The organism is Mesorhizobium sp. M0751, assembly GCF_040320265.1.
In the GTDB taxonomy this organism is placed as follows: domain Bacteria; phylum Pseudomonadota; class Alphaproteobacteria; order Rhizobiales; family Rhizobiaceae; genus Mesorhizobium.
Genome location: NZ_JAMYPH010000014.1, coordinates 35,310 through 51,837, shown reverse-complemented (window position 1 = coordinate 51,837; position 16,528 = coordinate 35,310). Strand labels below are relative to the sequence as shown.

At 63.1% G+C, this 16,528-nt stretch carries 16 protein-coding genes; 6 read left to right on the top strand and 10 right to left on the bottom strand.

Annotated features, from left to right (window positions below; all coding sequences use genetic code 11):
• The first annotated feature begins 123 nt into the window (after positions 1-123).
• The 5 genes from NKI19_RS21135 to NKI19_RS21115 are packed head-to-tail and all read left to right on the top strand — an operon-like array spanning position 124 to position 5,408.
• The gene (locus tag NKI19_RS21135; RefSeq protein WP_352565203.1) at positions 124-1,716 is read left to right on the top strand and encodes an ABC transporter substrate-binding protein; all 1,593 of its coding nucleotides are present in this window, start codon (positions 124-126) and stop codon (positions 1,714-1,716) included.
• A 58-nt stretch (positions 1,717-1,774) separates the two neighbouring features.
• The gene (locus NKI19_RS21130) at positions 1,775-2,782 is read left to right on the top strand and encodes an ABC transporter permease subunit (RefSeq protein WP_023676822.1); all 1,008 of its coding nucleotides are present in this window, start codon (positions 1,775-1,777) and stop codon (positions 2,780-2,782) included.
• Position 2,783: 1 nt separating this feature from the next.
• Positions 2,784-3,701, top strand: coding sequence for an ABC transporter permease subunit (locus tag NKI19_RS21125; protein ID WP_023676823.1), 918 nt, complete (start codon positions 2,784-2,786; stop codon positions 3,699-3,701).
• A 4-nt stretch (positions 3,702-3,705) separates the two neighbouring features.
• Positions 3,706-4,581 (top strand): ABC transporter ATP-binding protein, encoded by an 876-nt coding sequence (locus NKI19_RS21120; RefSeq protein WP_023676824.1) that lies wholly within the window; start codon positions 3,706-3,708, stop codon positions 4,579-4,581.
• Positions 4,578-5,408, top strand: a complete 831-nt coding sequence (locus tag NKI19_RS21115; RefSeq protein WP_352565201.1) for a dipeptide ABC transporter ATP-binding protein — start codon at positions 4,578-4,580, stop codon at positions 5,406-5,408. The genes NKI19_RS21120 and NKI19_RS21115 overlap by 4 nt, the downstream gene beginning before the upstream one ends.
• A gap of 22 nt (positions 5,409-5,430) precedes the next feature.
• Here the strand turns inward: NKI19_RS21115 and NKI19_RS21110 are convergent, their stop codons facing one another.
• Positions 5,431-6,351: a LysR family transcriptional regulator gene (locus tag NKI19_RS21110; RefSeq protein WP_352565199.1), complete on the bottom strand. Its 921-nt coding sequence runs from the start codon at positions 6,349-6,351 to the stop codon at positions 5,431-5,433.
• Positions 6,352-6,445: 94 nt separating this feature from the next.
• Here NKI19_RS21110 and NKI19_RS21105 point away from each other — a divergent pair, with 94 nt between their 5' ends.
• Positions 6,446-7,318, top strand: a complete 873-nt coding sequence (locus NKI19_RS21105) for an NAD(P)H-dependent oxidoreductase (protein WP_352565198.1) — start codon at positions 6,446-6,448, stop codon at positions 7,316-7,318.
• On the opposite strand, the gene NKI19_RS21100 is transcribed toward NKI19_RS21105, so the two are convergent.
• The 9 genes from NKI19_RS21100 to NKI19_RS21060 form a co-directional block, all read right to left on the bottom strand.
• Positions 7,249-8,541, bottom strand: coding sequence for a cysteine desulfurase-like protein (locus tag NKI19_RS21100; RefSeq protein ID WP_352565197.1), 1,293 nt, complete (start codon positions 8,539-8,541; stop codon positions 7,249-7,251). The two genes, NKI19_RS21105 and NKI19_RS21100, sit on opposite strands and share 70 nt — an antisense overlap.
• A gap of 30 nt (positions 8,542-8,571) precedes the next feature.
• Positions 8,572-9,246 (bottom strand): amino acid ABC transporter permease, encoded by a 675-nt coding sequence (locus tag NKI19_RS21095; RefSeq protein ID WP_292656040.1) that lies wholly within the window; start codon positions 9,244-9,246, stop codon positions 8,572-8,574.
• Between the two features lie 109 nt (positions 9,247-9,355).
• The gene (locus NKI19_RS21090; RefSeq protein WP_352565195.1) at positions 9,356-10,147 is read right to left on the bottom strand and encodes an ABC transporter substrate-binding protein; all 792 of its coding nucleotides are present in this window, start codon (positions 10,145-10,147) and stop codon (positions 9,356-9,358) included.
• 174 nt (positions 10,148-10,321) lie between these two features.
• Positions 10,322-10,717 carry a RidA family protein gene (locus NKI19_RS21085; RefSeq protein WP_352565194.1) on the bottom strand — a complete coding sequence of 132 codons (396 nt, stop codon included), beginning with the start codon at positions 10,715-10,717 and terminating at the stop codon, positions 10,322-10,324.
• 74 nt (positions 10,718-10,791) lie between these two features.
• On the bottom strand, positions 10,792-11,940 hold the full coding sequence (locus tag NKI19_RS21080) for an acyl-CoA dehydrogenase family protein (RefSeq protein ID WP_352565193.1): 1,149 nt from the start codon (positions 11,938-11,940) through the stop codon (positions 10,792-10,794).
• A gap of 231 nt (positions 11,941-12,171) precedes the next feature.
• Entirely contained in the window at positions 12,172-12,984 is an 813-nt protein-coding gene (locus NKI19_RS21075; RefSeq protein WP_352565191.1) for an enoyl-CoA hydratase family protein, read from the bottom strand.
• The gene (locus NKI19_RS21070; protein ID WP_254816232.1) at positions 12,981-13,451 is read right to left on the bottom strand and encodes a MarR family winged helix-turn-helix transcriptional regulator; all 471 of its coding nucleotides are present in this window, start codon (positions 13,449-13,451) and stop codon (positions 12,981-12,983) included. The genes NKI19_RS21075 and NKI19_RS21070 overlap by 4 nt, the downstream gene beginning before the upstream one ends.
• Positions 13,445-14,218: an SDR family NAD(P)-dependent oxidoreductase gene (locus tag NKI19_RS21065; protein WP_352565189.1), complete on the bottom strand. Its 774-nt coding sequence runs from the start codon at positions 14,216-14,218 to the stop codon at positions 13,445-13,447. The genes NKI19_RS21070 and NKI19_RS21065 overlap by 7 nt, the downstream gene beginning before the upstream one ends.
• Positions 14,215-16,509: a bifunctional salicylyl-CoA 5-hydroxylase/oxidoreductase gene (locus NKI19_RS21060; RefSeq protein WP_352565187.1), complete on the bottom strand. Its 2,295-nt coding sequence runs from the start codon at positions 16,507-16,509 to the stop codon at positions 14,215-14,217. Before NKI19_RS21060 ends, NKI19_RS21065 begins: the two co-directional genes overlap by 4 nt.
• Between the last annotated feature and the right edge of the window lie 19 nt (positions 16,510-16,528).

Sequence of the window (16,528 nt, the reverse complement as noted above, 5' to 3'; positions counted from 1 at the left end):
GGAATTTTTTTCTGCTTCCCGTGGGTTAGGCAAACGAGCAGTTCCAAAGCTAGAAAAACGGTGCTTATATGCGGCCTTCGCGAGCCTGATAGAGGGGCTTGGAAGAACATCAGGGAGTGCTCAATGAAAAAGAAACTGACTTTTGCAGCCGCGTTGCTGGCTGCAAGCGTCCTCGGCGGCATGGCCAATGCAAAACAACTGGTCTATTGCTCGGAGGCTTCGCCGGCCGGCTTCGACCCGTCGCCATGGAGCGGCGGCAACGACTTCGATGCCTCGTCCCGCACCATCTATTCGCGCCTGGTCGAGTTCGAGCATGGCAAGACCACCATCTCGCCCGGCCTGGCCGAGAGCTGGACGGTTTCCGACGACGGTCTCGAATACACCTTCAAGCTTCGCCCGGGTGTGAAATTCCAGACGACCGATTATTTCACGCCGACACGCGACTTCAACGCCGACGACGTGATCTTTTCCTTCGAACGCCAGTGGAAGAAAGAAAGCCCGTGGTACAGTTATCTGGAAGGCACCGGCTGGGAATATTTCACCGGCATGGGCTTCCCCGATCTCCTGAAGGAAATCGTCAAGGTCGACGACCTGACGGTGAAATTCGTGCTGAACAAGCCTGAAGTCGCGTTCCTGCCGGACCTCGGCATGGATTTCGCCTCGATCGTTTCCAAGGAATATGCCGACCAGCTCGACAAGGCCGGCACCAGGCAGCAGTTCACCCAGAAGCCGGTCGGCACTGGTCCGTTCCAGTTCGTCGACTATCAGGTCGATGCGGTCGTGCGCTATGCGGCGTGGGACGGCTACTTTGGCGGCCGACAGAAGATCGACGATCTGATCTTCGCCATCACACCCGATCCCGCCGTACGCGCGCAGAAGCTGAAAGCAGGCGAGTGCGATATCATGTCATACCCGGCGCCGGCCGACATTGCCGGACTGCAGGCTGACGCGAACCTCAAGGTCGACGAGCAGGAAGGCCTGAACATCGGCTACATGGCTTACAACACGACGCAGCCGCCGTTCGACAAGGTCGAGGTCCGCAAGGCCCTCAACATGGCGGTAAACAAGAAGGCGATCATCGACGCGGTCTACCAGGGCGCCGGCGCGCCGGCCATCAACCCGATCCCGCCGACCATGTGGTCCTATAACAAGGACATCAAGGACGATCCCTATGATCCGGAGGCGGCCAAGAAGATGCTGGCCGATGCAGGCGTCAAGGATCTTTCGATGAAGATCTGGGCTATGCCGGTCAGCCGCCCCTACAACCCGAACGCCCAGCGCGTCGCCGAGTTGATCCAGGCCGACTATGCCGCCGTCGGCGTCAAGGCGGAGATCGTCAGCTACGAATGGACCGAGTACCGCCAGCGCGGCAAGGCCAAGGATCGTGACGGCGCCTTTGAACTGGGCTGGACCGGTGACAATGGCGATCCGGATAACTTCCTGTTCCTGCTCGGTTGCGATGCCATCGGCCAGTCCAACTATGCGATCTGGTGCAACAAGGAGTTCGACGATCTGCTGAAGAAAGGCAAGGCAACGACGGACGTCGCCGAGCGCACCAAGATCTACGAGGAAGCCCAGGTGGTGTTCAAGCGTGAGGCCCCGTGGCTTACCATCGCCCACTCCAAGGTCTTCATGCCGATGAACAAGAAGGTGACGGGCTTCGTTATGGACCCGCTCGGCATTCATCGGTTTGACGGCGTCGACGTCTCCGAATAAGCCCTGAGAAAATGAACGGCGGCGCTGGACTTCCCGCGCCGCCGTTCTATGAAGCAAGATGCTCCGTTATCTCCTCCACAAGCTCGCTTTGATCATCCCGACCGTGTTCGGCATATCGCTGGCGGCGTTCGCTTTCGTCCGGCTTCTGCCTGGCGATCCCATCCTGGCCCTGGCCGGCGAGCGCGGCGTCAGCCCCGAGCGCTACGCCCAGCTCATCGAGCAGTTTGGCTACAACCGGCCCTATGTCATCCAGTACCTGGAATATATCGGCAGGGTCCTCACCGGCGATTTCGGCATATCCATTGCCACCAAGCGGCCGGTGCTCGGCGAATTCCAGGCGCTGTTTCCAGCCACGCTGGAACTGGCGACAGTGGCGTTGATCATCGCCGTCCTGCTTGGCATCCCCGCCGGCATTTTCGCCGCGGTCAAGCGCGGCTCGTGGTTCGACCAGGCGACGATGGGTGTCGCGCTGACCGGCTATTCGATGCCGATCTTCTGGTGGGGGTTGCTGCTCATTATCTTCTTCTCCGGCTATCTCGGCTGGACGCCGGTTTCCGGCCGCATCGGCCTGCAGTATTTCTTCAGGCCGACGACCGGGTTCATGCTCATCGACAGCCTGATCTCCGGCAGGAGCGGCGCTTTCAAATCTGCCGTCAGCCATTTGATCCTGCCGTCGATCGTGCTGGCGACGATCCCGCTTGCCGTCATAGCGCGTCAGACGCGCTCGGCGATGCTCGAGGTGCTGGGCGAGGACTATGTCCGCACCGCGCGCGCCAAGGGCCTGGCGCCGCGCCGCGTCATCGGTCTGCACGCTTTTCGCAACGCGCTGATCCCGGTGGTCACCACCATTGGCTTGCAGGTCGGCACATTGATGGCGGGCGCCATTTTGACCGAAACCATTTTTTCCTGGCCGGGCATCGGCAAATGGATGATCGACGCCATCGGCAAGCGCGACTATGTCGTCGTCCAGAGCGGATTGCTGATCATCGCGCTGATCGTCATGGCGGTGAACCTGATCGTCGACGTGCTCTACGCCGTCATCAATCCACGCATCCGGGTGCAGTGAGATGACCGACGAATCCGCCGCCGAAGCCACCGCTGCCTCCATCCCGACAGGCGGCAGGCAACGGGCTTTCGCCGAGTTCTGGCACTATTTCTCGATGAACACCGGCGCGGTCATCGGCCTTGTCGTGTTTTCGGCGCTGGTGCTGGTGGCGATCTTTGCGCCGTTCGTCGCCCCACATTCGCCCGACGAGCAGTTTCGCGATGCGCTGCTGGCACCTCCTGCCTGGCAGGAAGGCGGCAAATCGATGTTCCTGCTCGGCACCGACGCCGTCGGTCGCGACATGCTTTCACGGTTGATCTTCGGGGCGCGTTTTTCGCTGTTCATCGGCCTGGTGGTCGTCGTCTTCTCACTCACCAGCGGCATCGTGCTTGGCGTGCTCGCCGGCTATTTCCGCGGCTGGGTCGACACGCTGATCATGCGCATCATGGATATCATTCTGGCCTTCCCGTCGCTGCTTCTGGCGCTGGTGCTGGTGGCGATCCTCGGCCCCGGCCTTTTCAACGCCATGCTGGCGATCGCGCTGGTGCTGCAGCCGCATTTTGCGCGTCTCACCCGCGCCGCTGTGATGGCCGAAAAGAACCGCGAATATGTCATCTCCGCCAAGGTGGCCGGCGCCGGTCATCTTCGCTTGATGGTGAGGACGATCCTGCCGAACTGCCTGGCACCGCTGATCGTGCAGGCGACGCTGTCCTTCTCCAACGCCATTCTCGAGGCTGCGGCGCTCGGCTTCCTCGGTGTCGGTGCGCAGCCGCCGACGCCGGAATGGGGCACGATGCTCGCCTCGGCGCGAGAGTTCATCCTGCGCGCGCCTTGGGTGGTGACATTCCCCGGCCTTGCCATCCTGATCACTGTGCTTGCCATCAACCTGATTGGCGACGGCCTGCGCGATGCCTTCGATCCCAAGCTGAAGAGGTCATAATCCAATGCCTCTTCTCGAGATCAAGAACCTGACCGTTTCGTTCGACACTGCCGCCGGACCATTCATGGCGGTACAAGGCATCGACCTGTCGGTCGAACCGCGCGAGGTGCTGGCGATCGTCGGCGAATCCGGTTCCGGCAAATCGGTGGCGATGCTGGCGGTGATGGGGCTTTTGCCCAACACGGCGACGGTGAGGGCGGACCGCATGGCCTTCGACGGCATCGACCTGCTTAAGCTCGGCCCATCCGAGCGGCGCAAGATCGTCGGCAAGGACATTTCGATGATCTTCCAGGAGCCGGTCGCCAGCCTCAACCCGTGCTTTACCGTCGGCTTCCAGATCGAGGAGGTGCTGCGCTTCCACATGGGCATGGACCGCGCCCAGCGCCGGGCGCGCGCCATTGAATTGATGAAGCTCGTCGGCATCGCCGACCCTGAGGAACGGCTGGGCTCCTTCCCGCACCAGATGTCGGGCGGCCAGTGCCAGCGCGTCATGATCGCCATCGCCATCGCCTGCAATCCCAAGCTTTTGATCGCCGACGAGCCAACCACGGCCCTCGACGTCACCATCCAGAAGCAGATCCTCGATCTGCTGGTCGGCCTGCAGGCCAAATACGGCATGGGCCTGATCATGATCACCCACAATATGGGGGTGGTTGCCGAGACCGCCGACCGTGTCATCGTCCAGTACAAGGGCCGCAAGATGGAAGAGGCCGACGTGCTGTCGCTGTTCGAGTCCCCCAAGAGCAACTACACGCGCGCGCTCCTGTCGGCGCTGCCGGAAAACGCCGTCGGCGACCGGTTGCCTACTGTTTCCGACATGTTGTTCGAGCCGGCCCCATCTGTAGTCGCAGCCCGGTCCGCAGGAGGAACCGCCTCATGAGCGTGACGGTAGTCGAAGGCAAGAACATCGTGCGCGACTATCATGTCGGCGGCGGGCTTTTCCGCCCTTCCCGTACGGTTCATGCGGTCAAGGGTGTTTCGTTCAGCGTCAACAAGGGCAAGACGCTGGCCATCGTCGGCGAGAGCGGCTGCGGCAAGTCAACACTTGCCCGCATCATCACCCTGATCGATCCGGCGACCTCCGGCGAGCTTTTCATCGACGGCAAGAAGGTGGACATCGCCAGGGACGGCCTGTCGAAGGAAATGCGTCGCAAGGTGCAGATCGTCTTCCAGAACCCCTATGGTTCGCTCAATCCACGCCAGAAGATCGGCGACGTGCTTGGCGAGCCGCTGCTCATCAACACCGACAGCACGGCCGACGAGCGGCGCGATCTTGCCATGAAGATGCTGAAGAAGGTCGGTCTCGGCCCCGAGCACTATAATCGCTACCCGCATATGTTTTCGGGCGGCCAGCGCCAGCGGATCGCCATCGCCCGCGCGCTGATGCTCAACCCCAGCCTCCTGGTGCTGGACGAGCCGGTCTCGGCGCTTGACCTGTCGGTGCAGGCGCAGGTGCTGAACCTGCTCGCCGACCTGCAGGACGAGTTTCAGCTGACCTATGTTTTCATCAGCCACGACCTGTCGGTGGTGCGCTATATCGCCGACGACGTGATGGTGATGTATTTCGGCGAAGCGGTCGAATACGGCTCGCGCGACGAGGTCTTCGCCGACCCCAAGCACAGCTACACCAGGACGCTGTTCGCGGCAACGCCGCGTGCCGACGTTGCCAGCATCAAGGCAAGATTGGCAAAGAAGAAGGCGGCCTGATCCGACTAGGTTTGCCGGCCGGCTACCGCTTCTCGATCCCCGGAATGCCGACAATCTGCTCGGCGAGAAAGTCGACCAGCAGCCGCACCCGGGCAATGCCCGCACGCTCCGGAACGATCAGCATGCTCAGCGGGACGGGAGGCGGAAAATAGCCCGGCATGACCACCTCCAGCCGGCCGGCCGCCAGAAGATCGTCGACAAGCCAGTGGTGGGCGGGTGCGATACCGCGTCCGGCGACAAGGGCTTCGCGCGCGGCAAGCCCATGGTCCACACGAAGTCGCCCGCCAAAGGGCACCGCAAAGGTCTCGCCGCCCGGCCCCTGCAGGACGAGCATGTCGCTTCCTGCGATGTTCGACATCCGGATGCCTTCATGGCCACGCAGATCCTGCGGGACAGCCGGTCTGCCCCGCGCCGCCAGATAGGCCGGCGCCGCCACCAGCAGACGCCGGGACTGGCCGAGCGCCCGCAGTTTCATCGAGCTGTCGGTGAGCGGGCCAAGGCGAAGCGCGATATCGACGCCCTCCCGCACAAGATCTATGCGCTCGTCGGTGAGGCTGAGATCGATGCCGATATCTGGGTAGCTGTCTTGAAAGCCGAAGATCAGCCGGCTGACGTGCAAGATCCCGAGCGCCGCCGTGCAGGATATCCGGATCGTGCCGGCCGACGCGCCGCGTGTGCCCCGCGCCTCGTCGCCGGCCTGCTCAACGAGGCGCAGGATCTGGACGCTGTCGGCATAGTAGCGGCTGCCTTCATCGGTCATCGTGACCCGTCGGGTGGTCCTGCTGAGCAAGGGTACTCCGACGGCCTCCTCGAGTTCCCGCAAATGCCGTGTGATTGTCGACTGCCCAACTCCGAGTTCGCGCGCCACAGCCGAGAGGCTACCGCGCTCGGCAACCCGAACGAAGGTGCGCATGCGCTCGAGAGTGACGTCCGATCTATCCATTATTCGGCATTATATTATACATTTCCCGCATATAGTGGATCAGCCCACGGCTGGCTACTTTTGGTGTCTATCGTCCCTTCTTCGGAGTAGACCCATGAAAGTCCTGCTTGTTTTTGCTCATCCTGAACCGCGTTCGCTCAACGGCGCGTTGCGTGACGTCGCCATCAGGGAACTCGAGGCCCAGGGCCACGAGGTGCGGGTGTCCGACCTCTATGCCGATGGCTGGAAATCCGAGGTAGACCGTGCCGACTTTCCGTCGTGGCCACCCGAAGCACGTTTCCTGCCGGCCGGCGCCTCCAAAAAGGCTTTCGCGACGAACACTCTGACCGATGACGTCAAAGCCGAGATCGGCAAGCTGCTATGGGCCGACACCCTGATCCTCCAGTTCCCGCTGTGGTGGTACGCCATGCCGGCGATCCTCAAGGGCTGGGTCGATCGGGTGTACGCCTACGGCTTCGCCTATGGCGTCGGCGAGCACAGCGACAAGCGGTGGGGCGACCGCTTTGGTGAGGGAACGCTCGCCGGCAAGCGCGCAATGCTGATCGTGACCACCGGCGGCTGGGAGGAGCATTATTCCGCCCGCGGCGTCAACGGCCCGATCGACGACCTGCTGTTCCCGATCAATCACGGGATTCTCTACTATCCGGGCTACGACGTGCTTCCGCCGTTCGTGGTCTACAGGGTGGACCGTTTCGGGGAGGCCGATTTCGAGCCTGCCGCGGAGCGACTGCGCGAGAGGATGCGGACGCTCGAGACAATCCGGCCCATTCCTTATCGGCAGCAGAATGGCGGCGATTACTTGATCCCAAGCATGCAATTGCGCCCGGGCCTGGAGAACCCGGGTGCGACCGCCTTCGCGCTTCACGAGAACCGCGCCGGCGCCGCCGGCCAGCCCGATCAGGACAGCCGGGCGATGATGGTGCGCAGCGCCTCGCCGAAGCGCCGGACTTCCTCGATCGTATTGTAATGCACCAGCGAGGCGCGCACGGCGCCGCTGTCCATGCTGAGATTGAGCCGCTTCATCAGGCGCGGCGCATACATGTGGCCGTCGCGGATGCCGATCTGCATCTCGGCCATCTCCTCGACGATCCTCTGCGGCGACAGCGTGCCGATGTTGAAGCAGAAGGTCGGCACGCGCTCGCCGAGGCGTGCCTCTTCGGCAACGCCGTAGATCGTAGCGCCGCAATCTTTGAGCACCGCCAGCATTTCGCGCGCCAGCACCTGCTCGTAGTCGCGGATGGCATTCATGCCGGCGACGATGTTGTCGCGGCGCGACCGGTTATTGGCTGGAGCAAAATTGCGGCCGATCGATTCGAGGTAGCGCACCGCGGCATCCATGCCGGAGACGTTCTCGTAAATGAAGGTACCGGCCTCGATCTTGTAGGGCGGCTCGTCGGGGATGAAATCCTCGCGGAAGGTCGGCAAGCGCTTCAACGTTTCGAAGCGGCCCCACAGGAAGCCCATATGCGGCGAGAAATTCTTATAGCCGGAGCAGACCAGATAGTCGCAATCCCAAGCCTGCACATCGATCAACCCGTGCGGTCCGTAATGCACGCAGTCGAGGAACACTTCAGCGCCTGCCGCATGCGCAATCCCAGCCACGGAGGCAACGTCGACAATCGAGCCGATCGAATGCGCCGTCACCGTGCAGGCCACGAGCCGGGTGCGCTCGGAGACCAGCGGGCGCAAATCGTCGACATGCAGATTGCCGTCCTCGCGCATCCGCCACCATTTGAACTTGGCGCCGGCGGGCGCCAGCGCCAGCCACGTCGCGATATTGGCGTCGTGGTCCATGTCGGTGACGACGATCTCATCACGCTCCTCGTTTGGTCGCTCGGAAAGCCTCTGGCCGATGCCGAGGCTGACCAGGCGGATGAACGAAGTGGCGTTCATGCCGAAACAGATCTCCGCCGGGTTGGCGGCGTTGATCAGCAAGGCCACGCTTTCGCGCGCGCCGGCGACGGCTTGGTCGACGGTGACGCTGCGGCCATAGCGGCCGCCGCGCTGCACATTATGCGCGACCAAATGGTTGGTGACCGCATCGAGTACGCTTTGCGGGATCTGCGCGCCGGCGGCATTGTCCATGAAGACGAAGTCGCCCGCCTGCTGCAAGGCGGGAAACATGGCGCGGATCGTCTCGACCGGGAAAGCTGCGGCATCGCCGGTTTTCGAAATCTGATGCTGGTTCAAGGTCGTCTCCTGCGAAGTGCGCTGACAGATTCAGCGGGTCTTTTCGGTTTGGAAGCGGCGTTCAAGGAGGCTGACGAGACGGACCATCGGCCAGAGAAAGATGAGGTAGACCAGCGCCGCGCCGATCAGCGGTGAGGGGTTGGCATAGAGCGACTGTGCGTTGGTCGCTTCCTTCAGCAGTTCGGGCAGCGCCACGGTGGATGCGAGCGAAGTATCCTTGAACATCGAAACGCAATTGCTCGTCATTGGCGGAATGACCACGCGGATCGCCTGCGGCAGTACCACCTTGCGCAATGTCAGCAAGAACGGCAGGCCGAGCGCCTGCGCCGCCTCGAACTGGCCGCGCGGAATGCTCTCTATGCCGGAGCGGAACACCTCGGCCGAATAGGCCGCCATGATGATGGCGAAGGCCATCACCGCGGACGTCCACGATGACAGGCGAATGCCGAGGAACGGCAGCGCATAGTAGATCAGGATCAGCACGACCAGCACCGGCATCGCCCGGAAAATGTCGATGTAGCCGACAGCCAGTAACCGAAGCGGCTTCGGCGCATAGAGCCGCACCAGGCTGATCGCGAGGCCGACGGGAATACCGATGCCGATGCTCATGATTCCAAGCAACAGCGTGTTCAGGAAACCGCGCAGCAGCGCCGGCAGGCTGGAGACCATGACGTCGGCGTTGAAGAAGGTGTCCAGCAGCGACATCGCAGCATTCCCGAAACGTTTGGCGTCCCGCGACGCTCGAGCCCGAGCCCGAAATCCGAAAATCGTGCCGGCACGAAAGCCGGCACGACATTTAAGCGCGAACTGCCGCTCAGGCCTTCGGCATAGGCATTTCCTTGACGGTCGAGGATTCGGCAGGTGCGTCGCTGCCGAACCACTTCTTGTGGATCGCGGCCAGCGTGCCGTCCTTCTTCATCGCGGTCAGCGCGTCGTTCAGCTTGCCGAGCAGCGGGTGGTCTTTGGTCATCATCAGGCCGTACTGCTCGCCGGTCTTGATGCGCTCTTTTACGGCGAGATCCTTCATCCTGGTGAAAGAATATTCCAGGCCCGGAATATCGCTGACCGCCGCATCGACGCGGCCGGAGCTGAGATCGAGCAGCAAATTCTGCTGCGTGTCGTAGCCTTTGACGTCACTGAACCCGTCCGCTTCCTGGTGGGCCTTGACCCAGGCTTCGCCGGTCGAGCCGGACAGCACGCCGACGATCTTGCCCTTGAGGTCGGCCTCGGCTTTGATCGGGCTGTCGGCCTTCGCGGCGATGCCCATGTCGGAATCATAGTAGGGCTGCGTGAACGACTGAGACTTCAGCCGCTCCGGCGTGATGGTGATCGACGAGATGGCGACGTCGATGCGCTTCGAGGTGGTGGCGGCGAACAGCGCCTGGAAACCGAGGTCGGCGATATCAGTGGTCATGCCGATACGCTTTGCCGCCTCATTGATGATGTCGACTTCGAAACCCTCGAACGTGCCGCTCTCGTTCTTGTATTCAAAAGGCGGATTGGTCGGATAGGCGCCGACATTCAGCGTGCCTTCGGCATAGGCCGGGCCGCCGGCGATGCCGATGGCGGCAGCAAGAAGCAGCAGGTTGCGACGGGTGAAGTTCATTTTCGTTCCCTCTGGTTGTGATCGGACGGGTTGGCCCCGCACGGCTTTGATACGCCAAGTGACCGGACTGCCGGAAAGCCCTCCCGGCACGGCAGTCGTAAGATCGATGCTATCCAAAGTACCGCGCTTTTCAAGGCGAAAGTTTTAAGCTTAAAAAATTGCCGCGTGTTGCCGTCACTCCGGAATAACCGCCGTGGCCTGGATCTCAACCTTGGCGCGATCCTCGACAAGCGCCATCACCTGCATAGCGGCCATCGCCGGAAAATGCCGGCCGATCACCTCGCGATAGACCTCGCCGATCCCCTTGAGATTGGCCAGATATTCCGCCTTGTCGGTAAAGTACCAGGTCATTGAGGTGATATCATCAGGCGTGGCGCCGGCCTCGGCGAGCACGGCAACAATATTGGCCAGCGTCTGCCGCACCTGGCCGACAAGATCATCGGTCTCGAAGCGGCCCTGTCCGTTCCAGCCGACCTGCCCGCCGACGAAGACAAGCTGCCCACGCGCGGTAACGCCATTGGCGTAGCCGACGGGTTTCGCCCAGCCTTCCGGCTGCAGGATGGTGTGCATGTCAAAACCTCCCAATGCTCAAATCCGGTCGCTTAAAACTCAAAGACAATCAATTCTTCCACACAACTCCGGTCTCAGGCCGCCCCCATCACCTGCCGTGCAATCACCACCTTCTGCACGTCGGACGCTCCCTCGTAGATGCGCAGCGCCCGGATCTCACGATACAGACTTTCGATGATATGGCCCTTGCGGACGCCGTCGCCGCCATGCAGCTGCACAGCCTTGTCGATCACCTCTTGCGCTTTGTCGGTAGCGAACAGCTTGGCCATGGCGGCTTCGCGGGTAACCCGAGCCGCGCCCATGTCCTTGGTCCAGGCGGCACGATAGACCAGCAACGCGGCGGCATCGACATCCAGCGCCATGTCGGCGATGTGGCCCTGCACCATCTGCAGCTCGGCCATCGGCGCACCGAACAGGCTGCGCTCGGCCACTCTTGTGATGCTTTCGTCCAGCGCGCGCCGGGCAAAGCCGAGCGCCGCTGCGCCGACAGTCGAACGGAACACGTCGAGCACGGACATGGCGATGCGAAAACCGTCACCGGGTTTGCCGATCAGCGCCGAGGCTGGAATGCGTGCATTGTCGAAGGACAGCCGGGCGAGCGGGTGCGGCGCAATCACCTCCAGCCGCTCGGCAACGATCAGCCCCTCGGTTTCGGAAGGCACGACAAAGGCGGAAAGCCCCTTGGCGCCGGGCGCCTCGCCGGTACGGGCAAAGACAACATAAAAGTCAGCGATACCGCCGTTGGAGATCCAGGTCTTTTCGCCGGATAGGAGATAGCTGTCGCCGTCACGCGTGGCCGTCATTTCCATATTGGCAACGTCCGAGCCCGAGCGCGGCTCCGACAGCGCGAAAGCCGAAATCGCCTTGCCAACCCGTGTCTTCGCCAGCCAGCTCTGCTGGTCGGGCGAGCCGAACAGGCTGAGCGCACCAGTGCCGAGCCCTTGCATGGCGAAGGCGAAATCGGCCAGCCCGTCACGCCGGGCCAGCGTCTCGCGCGTGAGGCAGAGCGTACGCACGTCGAGTGCTGCAGGGTTGTCGGTATCGAGCGCCGTCGGCTTCAGCCAGCCGTCCTGGCCGAGCTTGGCCACCAGCTCGCGACAGGCGGCGTCGACGTCGTTATGCGCGACCGGCAGGTTCTTGGCGCACCATGTCTCCAGCCGCTCCGCCAACTCGCGGTGACGATCCTCGAAGAACGGCCAGGAGAGGAAGGAACGGTCAGGCATTTCTGCCTCCACAGTTCTCCGGCCCTGGCGCTCCACGGCGCCCCCCTCTGTCCTGCCGGACATCTCCCCCTCTAGGGGGGAGGTTGGCAGCTCGGGCGTCGGCTCCCATCTTGCGGCGGTGGCGATTGGCGAAGGCCGCAGCGACATTCGATCTCCCCCCTTGAGGGGGAGATGGCCGGCAGGCCAGAGGGGGGTGCTGTCCCGCCAGTGTCTCCACGGAAACGACCATCCTCAATCCCCCTCGAACACCGGTTTTTCCTTGGCGACGAAAGCCGTGTACGCCCGCTCGAAATCGCGGGTCTGCATGCAGATCGCCTGCGCCTGCGCTTCCGCTTCGATCGCCTGGTCAAGCCCCATCGACCATTCCTGGTTCAACTGCGTCTTGGTCATGCCATGGGCGAAGGTCGGGCCGGAAACGATGCGCGCGGCCATGTCGAGCGCGTCGGTCTCGAGCGTTGCGGCATCGACCAGCCGGTTGTAGAAGCCCCAGCGCTCGCCTTCCTCGGCACTCATCGTGCGGCCGGTATAGAGCAGCTCGGCGGCGCGGCCCTGGCCGATGATGCGCGGCAGGATCGCGCAGGCGCCCATGTCGCAGCCGGCAAGGCCGACGCGAGTGAACAGGAATGCCGTCTTGGCTTGAGGTGTGGCGATGCGGATATCGGAAGCCATGGCGATGATTGCGCCGGCGCCGACCGCCACGCCGTCGACCGCCGCGATAATCGGCTTGCCGCAATTCAGCATCGCCTTGACGAAATCGCCGGTCATGCGGGTGAAGGCGAGCAGCGCCTTCATGTCCATCTTGACCAGCGGGCCGATGATGTCGTGGACATCGCCGCCCGAGCAGAAATTGCCGCCATTGGGCAAGAACACCACCGCATCGACATCGTCGGCATAGACGAGATCGCGAAAAGTGTCGCGCAATTCGGCATAGCTGTCGAAGGTCAACGGGTTCTTGCGCTCCGGCCGGTCGAGCCGGATCTTTGCGATCTTGCCGTCGACCTGCCAGAGGAAATGCTTCGGCTTGCGGCCCGCCATCTTCGTCATTCCCGTCCCTCCCAATTGCTGCGGAAGGAGGTCAGCATGCCGGTCAGCCGGCGCGCCTCGTCCTCGCTCACATTGCCCAGCAACTCGCCGACCCATTTCTCATGCGCGGCGGCGATTACGGCGAAAGTCTTCGACCCTTCCTCGGTCAGCCGCACCATCGAAGTGCGGCGGTCGCCATTGCGTCGGGCCCGCATCACCAGCCCTTCCGAGACCAGCCGGTCGATGATGCCGGTGACATTGCCGTTGGACACCAGCAGGAAGCGCGACAGGTCGCTCATCAGCATGCCTTCAGGCGCCCTGTAGAGCGCGGCCATCACGTCGAAGCGTGGCAGCGTCGTGTTGAACTCTTGCCGCAAGCGTTCGCGCAGCTCGGCCTCGATGGTGCGCGAGGCGCGCAGCAGGCGTATCCACAGCCGCAGGCGGTCTTTGCCGGGTCCGGACGGGGCAGGCAGGGGACCGGCTACCATGTCTCACCTCCGGAGATCGAAATCGTCTGCCCGGTAATCGACCGGGCGGCGTCGCCACACAGATAAAGTACCGCGGCCGCAATTTCTTCCGGCTGGATGAAGCGGCCTTGCGGGTTGGTCGCGGCAAGGCTTGTCCGTGCCTGCTCGGACGAGCGGCCGGTCGTTTGGACGATGCGCTGGACGGCGCTCTCCAGCATCTCGGTTTCGACAAACCCTGGGCACACGGCATTCACTGTTATGCCGGACTTGGCGGTCTCGACGGCGAGTGCCCGCATCAGGCCGACGACGCCATGCTTGGCGGCAACGTAAGCTGCAACATAGGGATAGCCTTTCAGTCCGGCGGTGGAGGCGACGAAGATGATACGGCCAGTCTTGCGCACTGCCATGCCGGCCAACGCCGGCTTCACCGTCAGAAACGCACCGGTCAAGTTGACGTCGAGCGTGCGCTGCCAGTCTGCCAGCGAGGTCCGTTGCGCCGGCGCACTGCCGGACATGCCGGCATTGGCAACGACGATGTCGAACGGTCCGCGTGCCGCTTCCGCGGCCTCGTAGAGCGACGCCATCGATGCCTCGTCGGCGACGTCGGCGGCATTGGCGAAGATGCGCTTGTTCTCGGCGGCAACCTCGGCAAGCGGCTCCACGCGCCGGCCGCAGATGGTCACGTCGATGCCGGCGCCGGCAAGCGCCAGCGCGATTGCGCGGCCGACGCCGGAGCCGCCGCCTGTGACCAGCGCATGACGCCCCGAAATCGTCGCCGCGGCACTCATACTTTCAGCCCCGCTGCCGCTTCGCGTTCGGCCAGCCGGTAGAGCTGGTCGCGGCCGGGCAGATAGGGATCCGGCCATTTGACGCCGCGATCGCCAAGCGTGACGGCCGCGTGCAGCGTCCAGTAGGGATCGGCAAGATGCGGCCTAGCCAGTGCGACGAGATCGGCACGGCCCGCCATCAGGATCGAGTTGACGTGGTCCGGCTCATAGATATTGCCGACCGCCATCGTCGCCATGCCGACCTCGTTGCGGATGCGATCGGAAAACGGCGTCTGGAACATGCGGCCATAGACCGGTCTTGCCACGGCCGAAGTCTGGCCGGCCGATACGTCGCAGATGTCTACGCCGGCCTCATGCAGCAGCCGCGCGATCTCGACGGCATCGGCCGGCGTCACGCCTTCGATGCCTAGCCAGTCATTGGCGGAGATGCGCATCGAGATCGGCTTCTCGGCCGGCCAGGCGGCGCGCACCGCATGAAAGATTTCCAAGGGGTAGCGCATGCGGTTTTCCAGCGAGCCGCCATAGGCATCGGTGCGCCGGTTGGTCAAGGGCGTGATGAAGGAGGACAGGAGATAGCCGTGCGCGGCGTGGATTTCGAGCATGTCGAAGCCGCAGCGCGCCGCCATCTCGGCCGAGCCGACAAACTGGTCGCGCACCATATCCATGTCGGCGCGGTTCATCGCCTTCGGCACCTGGTTTTCCGGCGACCACGGCACGGAAGACGCTGCCATGACCGGCCAATTGCCCGAGGGCAGCGGCACGTCGGTTCCTTGCCAGCCGAGCCTGGTCGACCCCTTGGCACCCGAATGGCCGATCTGGGCGCAGATCTTGGCCTCGGTTTCGCCATGGACGAACTCGACCAGCCGCTTCCAGGCGACCTCATGCTCGGGCGCATAGAAACCGGGGCAGCCAGGCGTGATGCGGCCCTCCGGGCTGACGCAGGTCATCTCGATGTAGAGGAGGCCGGCGCCGCCCTTGGCCCGTTCGGCGTAATGGGCGAAATGCCAGTCGGTCGGACAGCCGTCGACCGCCTTGTACTGTGCCATCGGCGAGACGACGACACGGTTCTGCAGCGCCATGTCGCGCAGCCGGAACGGCGCAAACATTGGCGCGCGACGCAGATTATTGCCCCCGGCGCCGGCCTGGCGCTGGAACCATTCCTCGGCGCCGGCCAGCCACTCGGCATCGCGCAGCCGCAAATTCTCGTGACTGATGCGCTGCGAGCGTGTCAAAAGCGAATAGTTGAACTGCACCGGGTTGAGGCCGAGATAGCGCTCGACCTCCTCGAACCATTCGAGCGAATTGCGCGCCGCCGACTGCAGCTTCAGCACTTCGGTACGCCGCGCATCCTCATATTTGCGGAAGGCAGCCTCGAGGTCCGGCTCGGACTCGACATAGTCGGCCAGCGCCACCGCGCTTTCCAGCGCCAGCTTGGTGCCGGAGCCGATCGAGAAATGCGCGCTCGCCGCCGCGTCGCCCATCAGCGCAAGGTTCTTGTAGGACCAGCGTTCGCACAAGACACGCGGGAAATTGATCCAGGCCGAGCCGCGGATATGATTGGCGTTGGTCATCAGCGCGTGGCCGCCGAGATGGCGGGCAAAGATGCGCTCGCAGACGGCAATCGATTCCTGCTGCGACATCGCGCCGAAGCCGAAGCGCTGCCAGGTCTGCTCGCTGCATTCGACGATGAAGGTCGCGGTATCGCTATCGAACTGGTAGGCATGCGCCCATACCCAGCCATGCTCGGTTTTCTCGAAGATGAAAGTGAAGGCGTCGTCGAATTTCTGGTGGGTGCCGAGCCAGACGAACTTGCATTTGCGGATGTCGATATCGGGCTTGAACACGTCGATGAAGGCGCCCCGCGCTTTCGAGTTCAGCCCGTCGGCGGCGACAACCAGATCGTGCGTCTCCATATACGGCTTGGGATCGGCGATGTCGGTTTCGAAGACCAGTTTGACGCCTAGTTCGCGCGCCCGCCGCTGCAGCAGCGTGAGCAGCCGCTTGCGGCCGATGCCGCAAAAGCCGTGGCCGGTCGAGACCGTGCGCACGCCGTCATGGATGACGGCAATGTCGTCCCAATAGGCGAAGTGCTTGCGGATCCAGACGGCGCTGACCGGGTCGTTCTTGGTCAGGTTCTCCAGCGTTTCGGCCGACAGCACGACGCCCCAGCCGAACGTATCATCGGCACGGTTGCGCTCGAACACCGTCACTTCATGCGCGGCATCCCTGAGCTTCAGCGAGATGGCAAAGTAGAGCCCGGCTGGTCCGCCGCCGAGAACCGCAACTTTCATCGTGCGATCTCCTCTTCGC

What these genes read in the sequence shown, in the direction of transcription:
- NKI19_RS21125 (WP_023676823.1), top strand. Translation starts at nt 2,784, where the DNA reads ATGACCGACGAATCCGCCGCCGAAGCCACCGCTGCCTCCATCCCGACA.
- NKI19_RS21070 (WP_254816232.1), bottom strand. Translation starts at nt 13,451, where the DNA reads ATGGTAGCCGGTCCCCTGCCTGCCCCGTCCGGACCCGGCAAAGACCGC.
- NKI19_RS21065 (WP_352565189.1), bottom strand. Translation starts at nt 14,218, where the DNA reads ATGAGTGCCGCGGCGACGATTTCGGGGCGTCATGCGCTGGTCACAGGC.
- NKI19_RS21110 (WP_352565199.1), bottom strand. Translation starts at nt 6,351, where the DNA reads ATGGATAGATCGGACGTCACTCTCGAGCGCATGCGCACCTTCGTTCGG.
- NKI19_RS21135 (WP_352565203.1), top strand. Translation starts at nt 124, where the DNA reads ATGAAAAAGAAACTGACTTTTGCAGCCGCGTTGCTGGCTGCAAGCGTC.
- NKI19_RS21120 (WP_023676824.1), top strand. Translation starts at nt 3,706, where the DNA reads ATGCCTCTTCTCGAGATCAAGAACCTGACCGTTTCGTTCGACACTGCC.
- NKI19_RS21085 (WP_352565194.1), bottom strand. Translation starts at nt 10,717, where the DNA reads ATGCACACCATCCTGCAGCCGGAAGGCTGGGCGAAACCCGTCGGCTAC.
- NKI19_RS21105 (WP_352565198.1), top strand. Translation starts at nt 6,446, where the DNA reads ATGAAAGTCCTGCTTGTTTTTGCTCATCCTGAACCGCGTTCGCTCAAC.
- NKI19_RS21115 (WP_352565201.1), top strand. Translation starts at nt 4,578, where the DNA reads ATGAGCGTGACGGTAGTCGAAGGCAAGAACATCGTGCGCGACTATCAT.
- NKI19_RS21090 (WP_352565195.1), bottom strand. Translation starts at nt 10,147, where the DNA reads ATGAACTTCACCCGTCGCAACCTGCTGCTTCTTGCTGCCGCCATCGGC.
- NKI19_RS21080 (WP_352565193.1), bottom strand. Translation starts at nt 11,940, where the DNA reads ATGCCTGACCGTTCCTTCCTCTCCTGGCCGTTCTTCGAGGATCGTCAC.
- NKI19_RS21060 (WP_352565187.1), bottom strand. Translation starts at nt 16,509, where the DNA reads ATGAAAGTTGCGGTTCTCGGCGGCGGACCAGCCGGGCTCTACTTTGCC.
- NKI19_RS21130 (WP_023676822.1), top strand. Translation starts at nt 1,775, where the DNA reads ATGCTCCGTTATCTCCTCCACAAGCTCGCTTTGATCATCCCGACCGTG.
- NKI19_RS21075 (WP_352565191.1), bottom strand. Translation starts at nt 12,984, where the DNA reads ATGACGAAGATGGCGGGCCGCAAGCCGAAGCATTTCCTCTGGCAGGTC.
- NKI19_RS21095 (WP_292656040.1), bottom strand. Translation starts at nt 9,246, where the DNA reads ATGTCGCTGCTGGACACCTTCTTCAACGCCGACGTCATGGTCTCCAGC.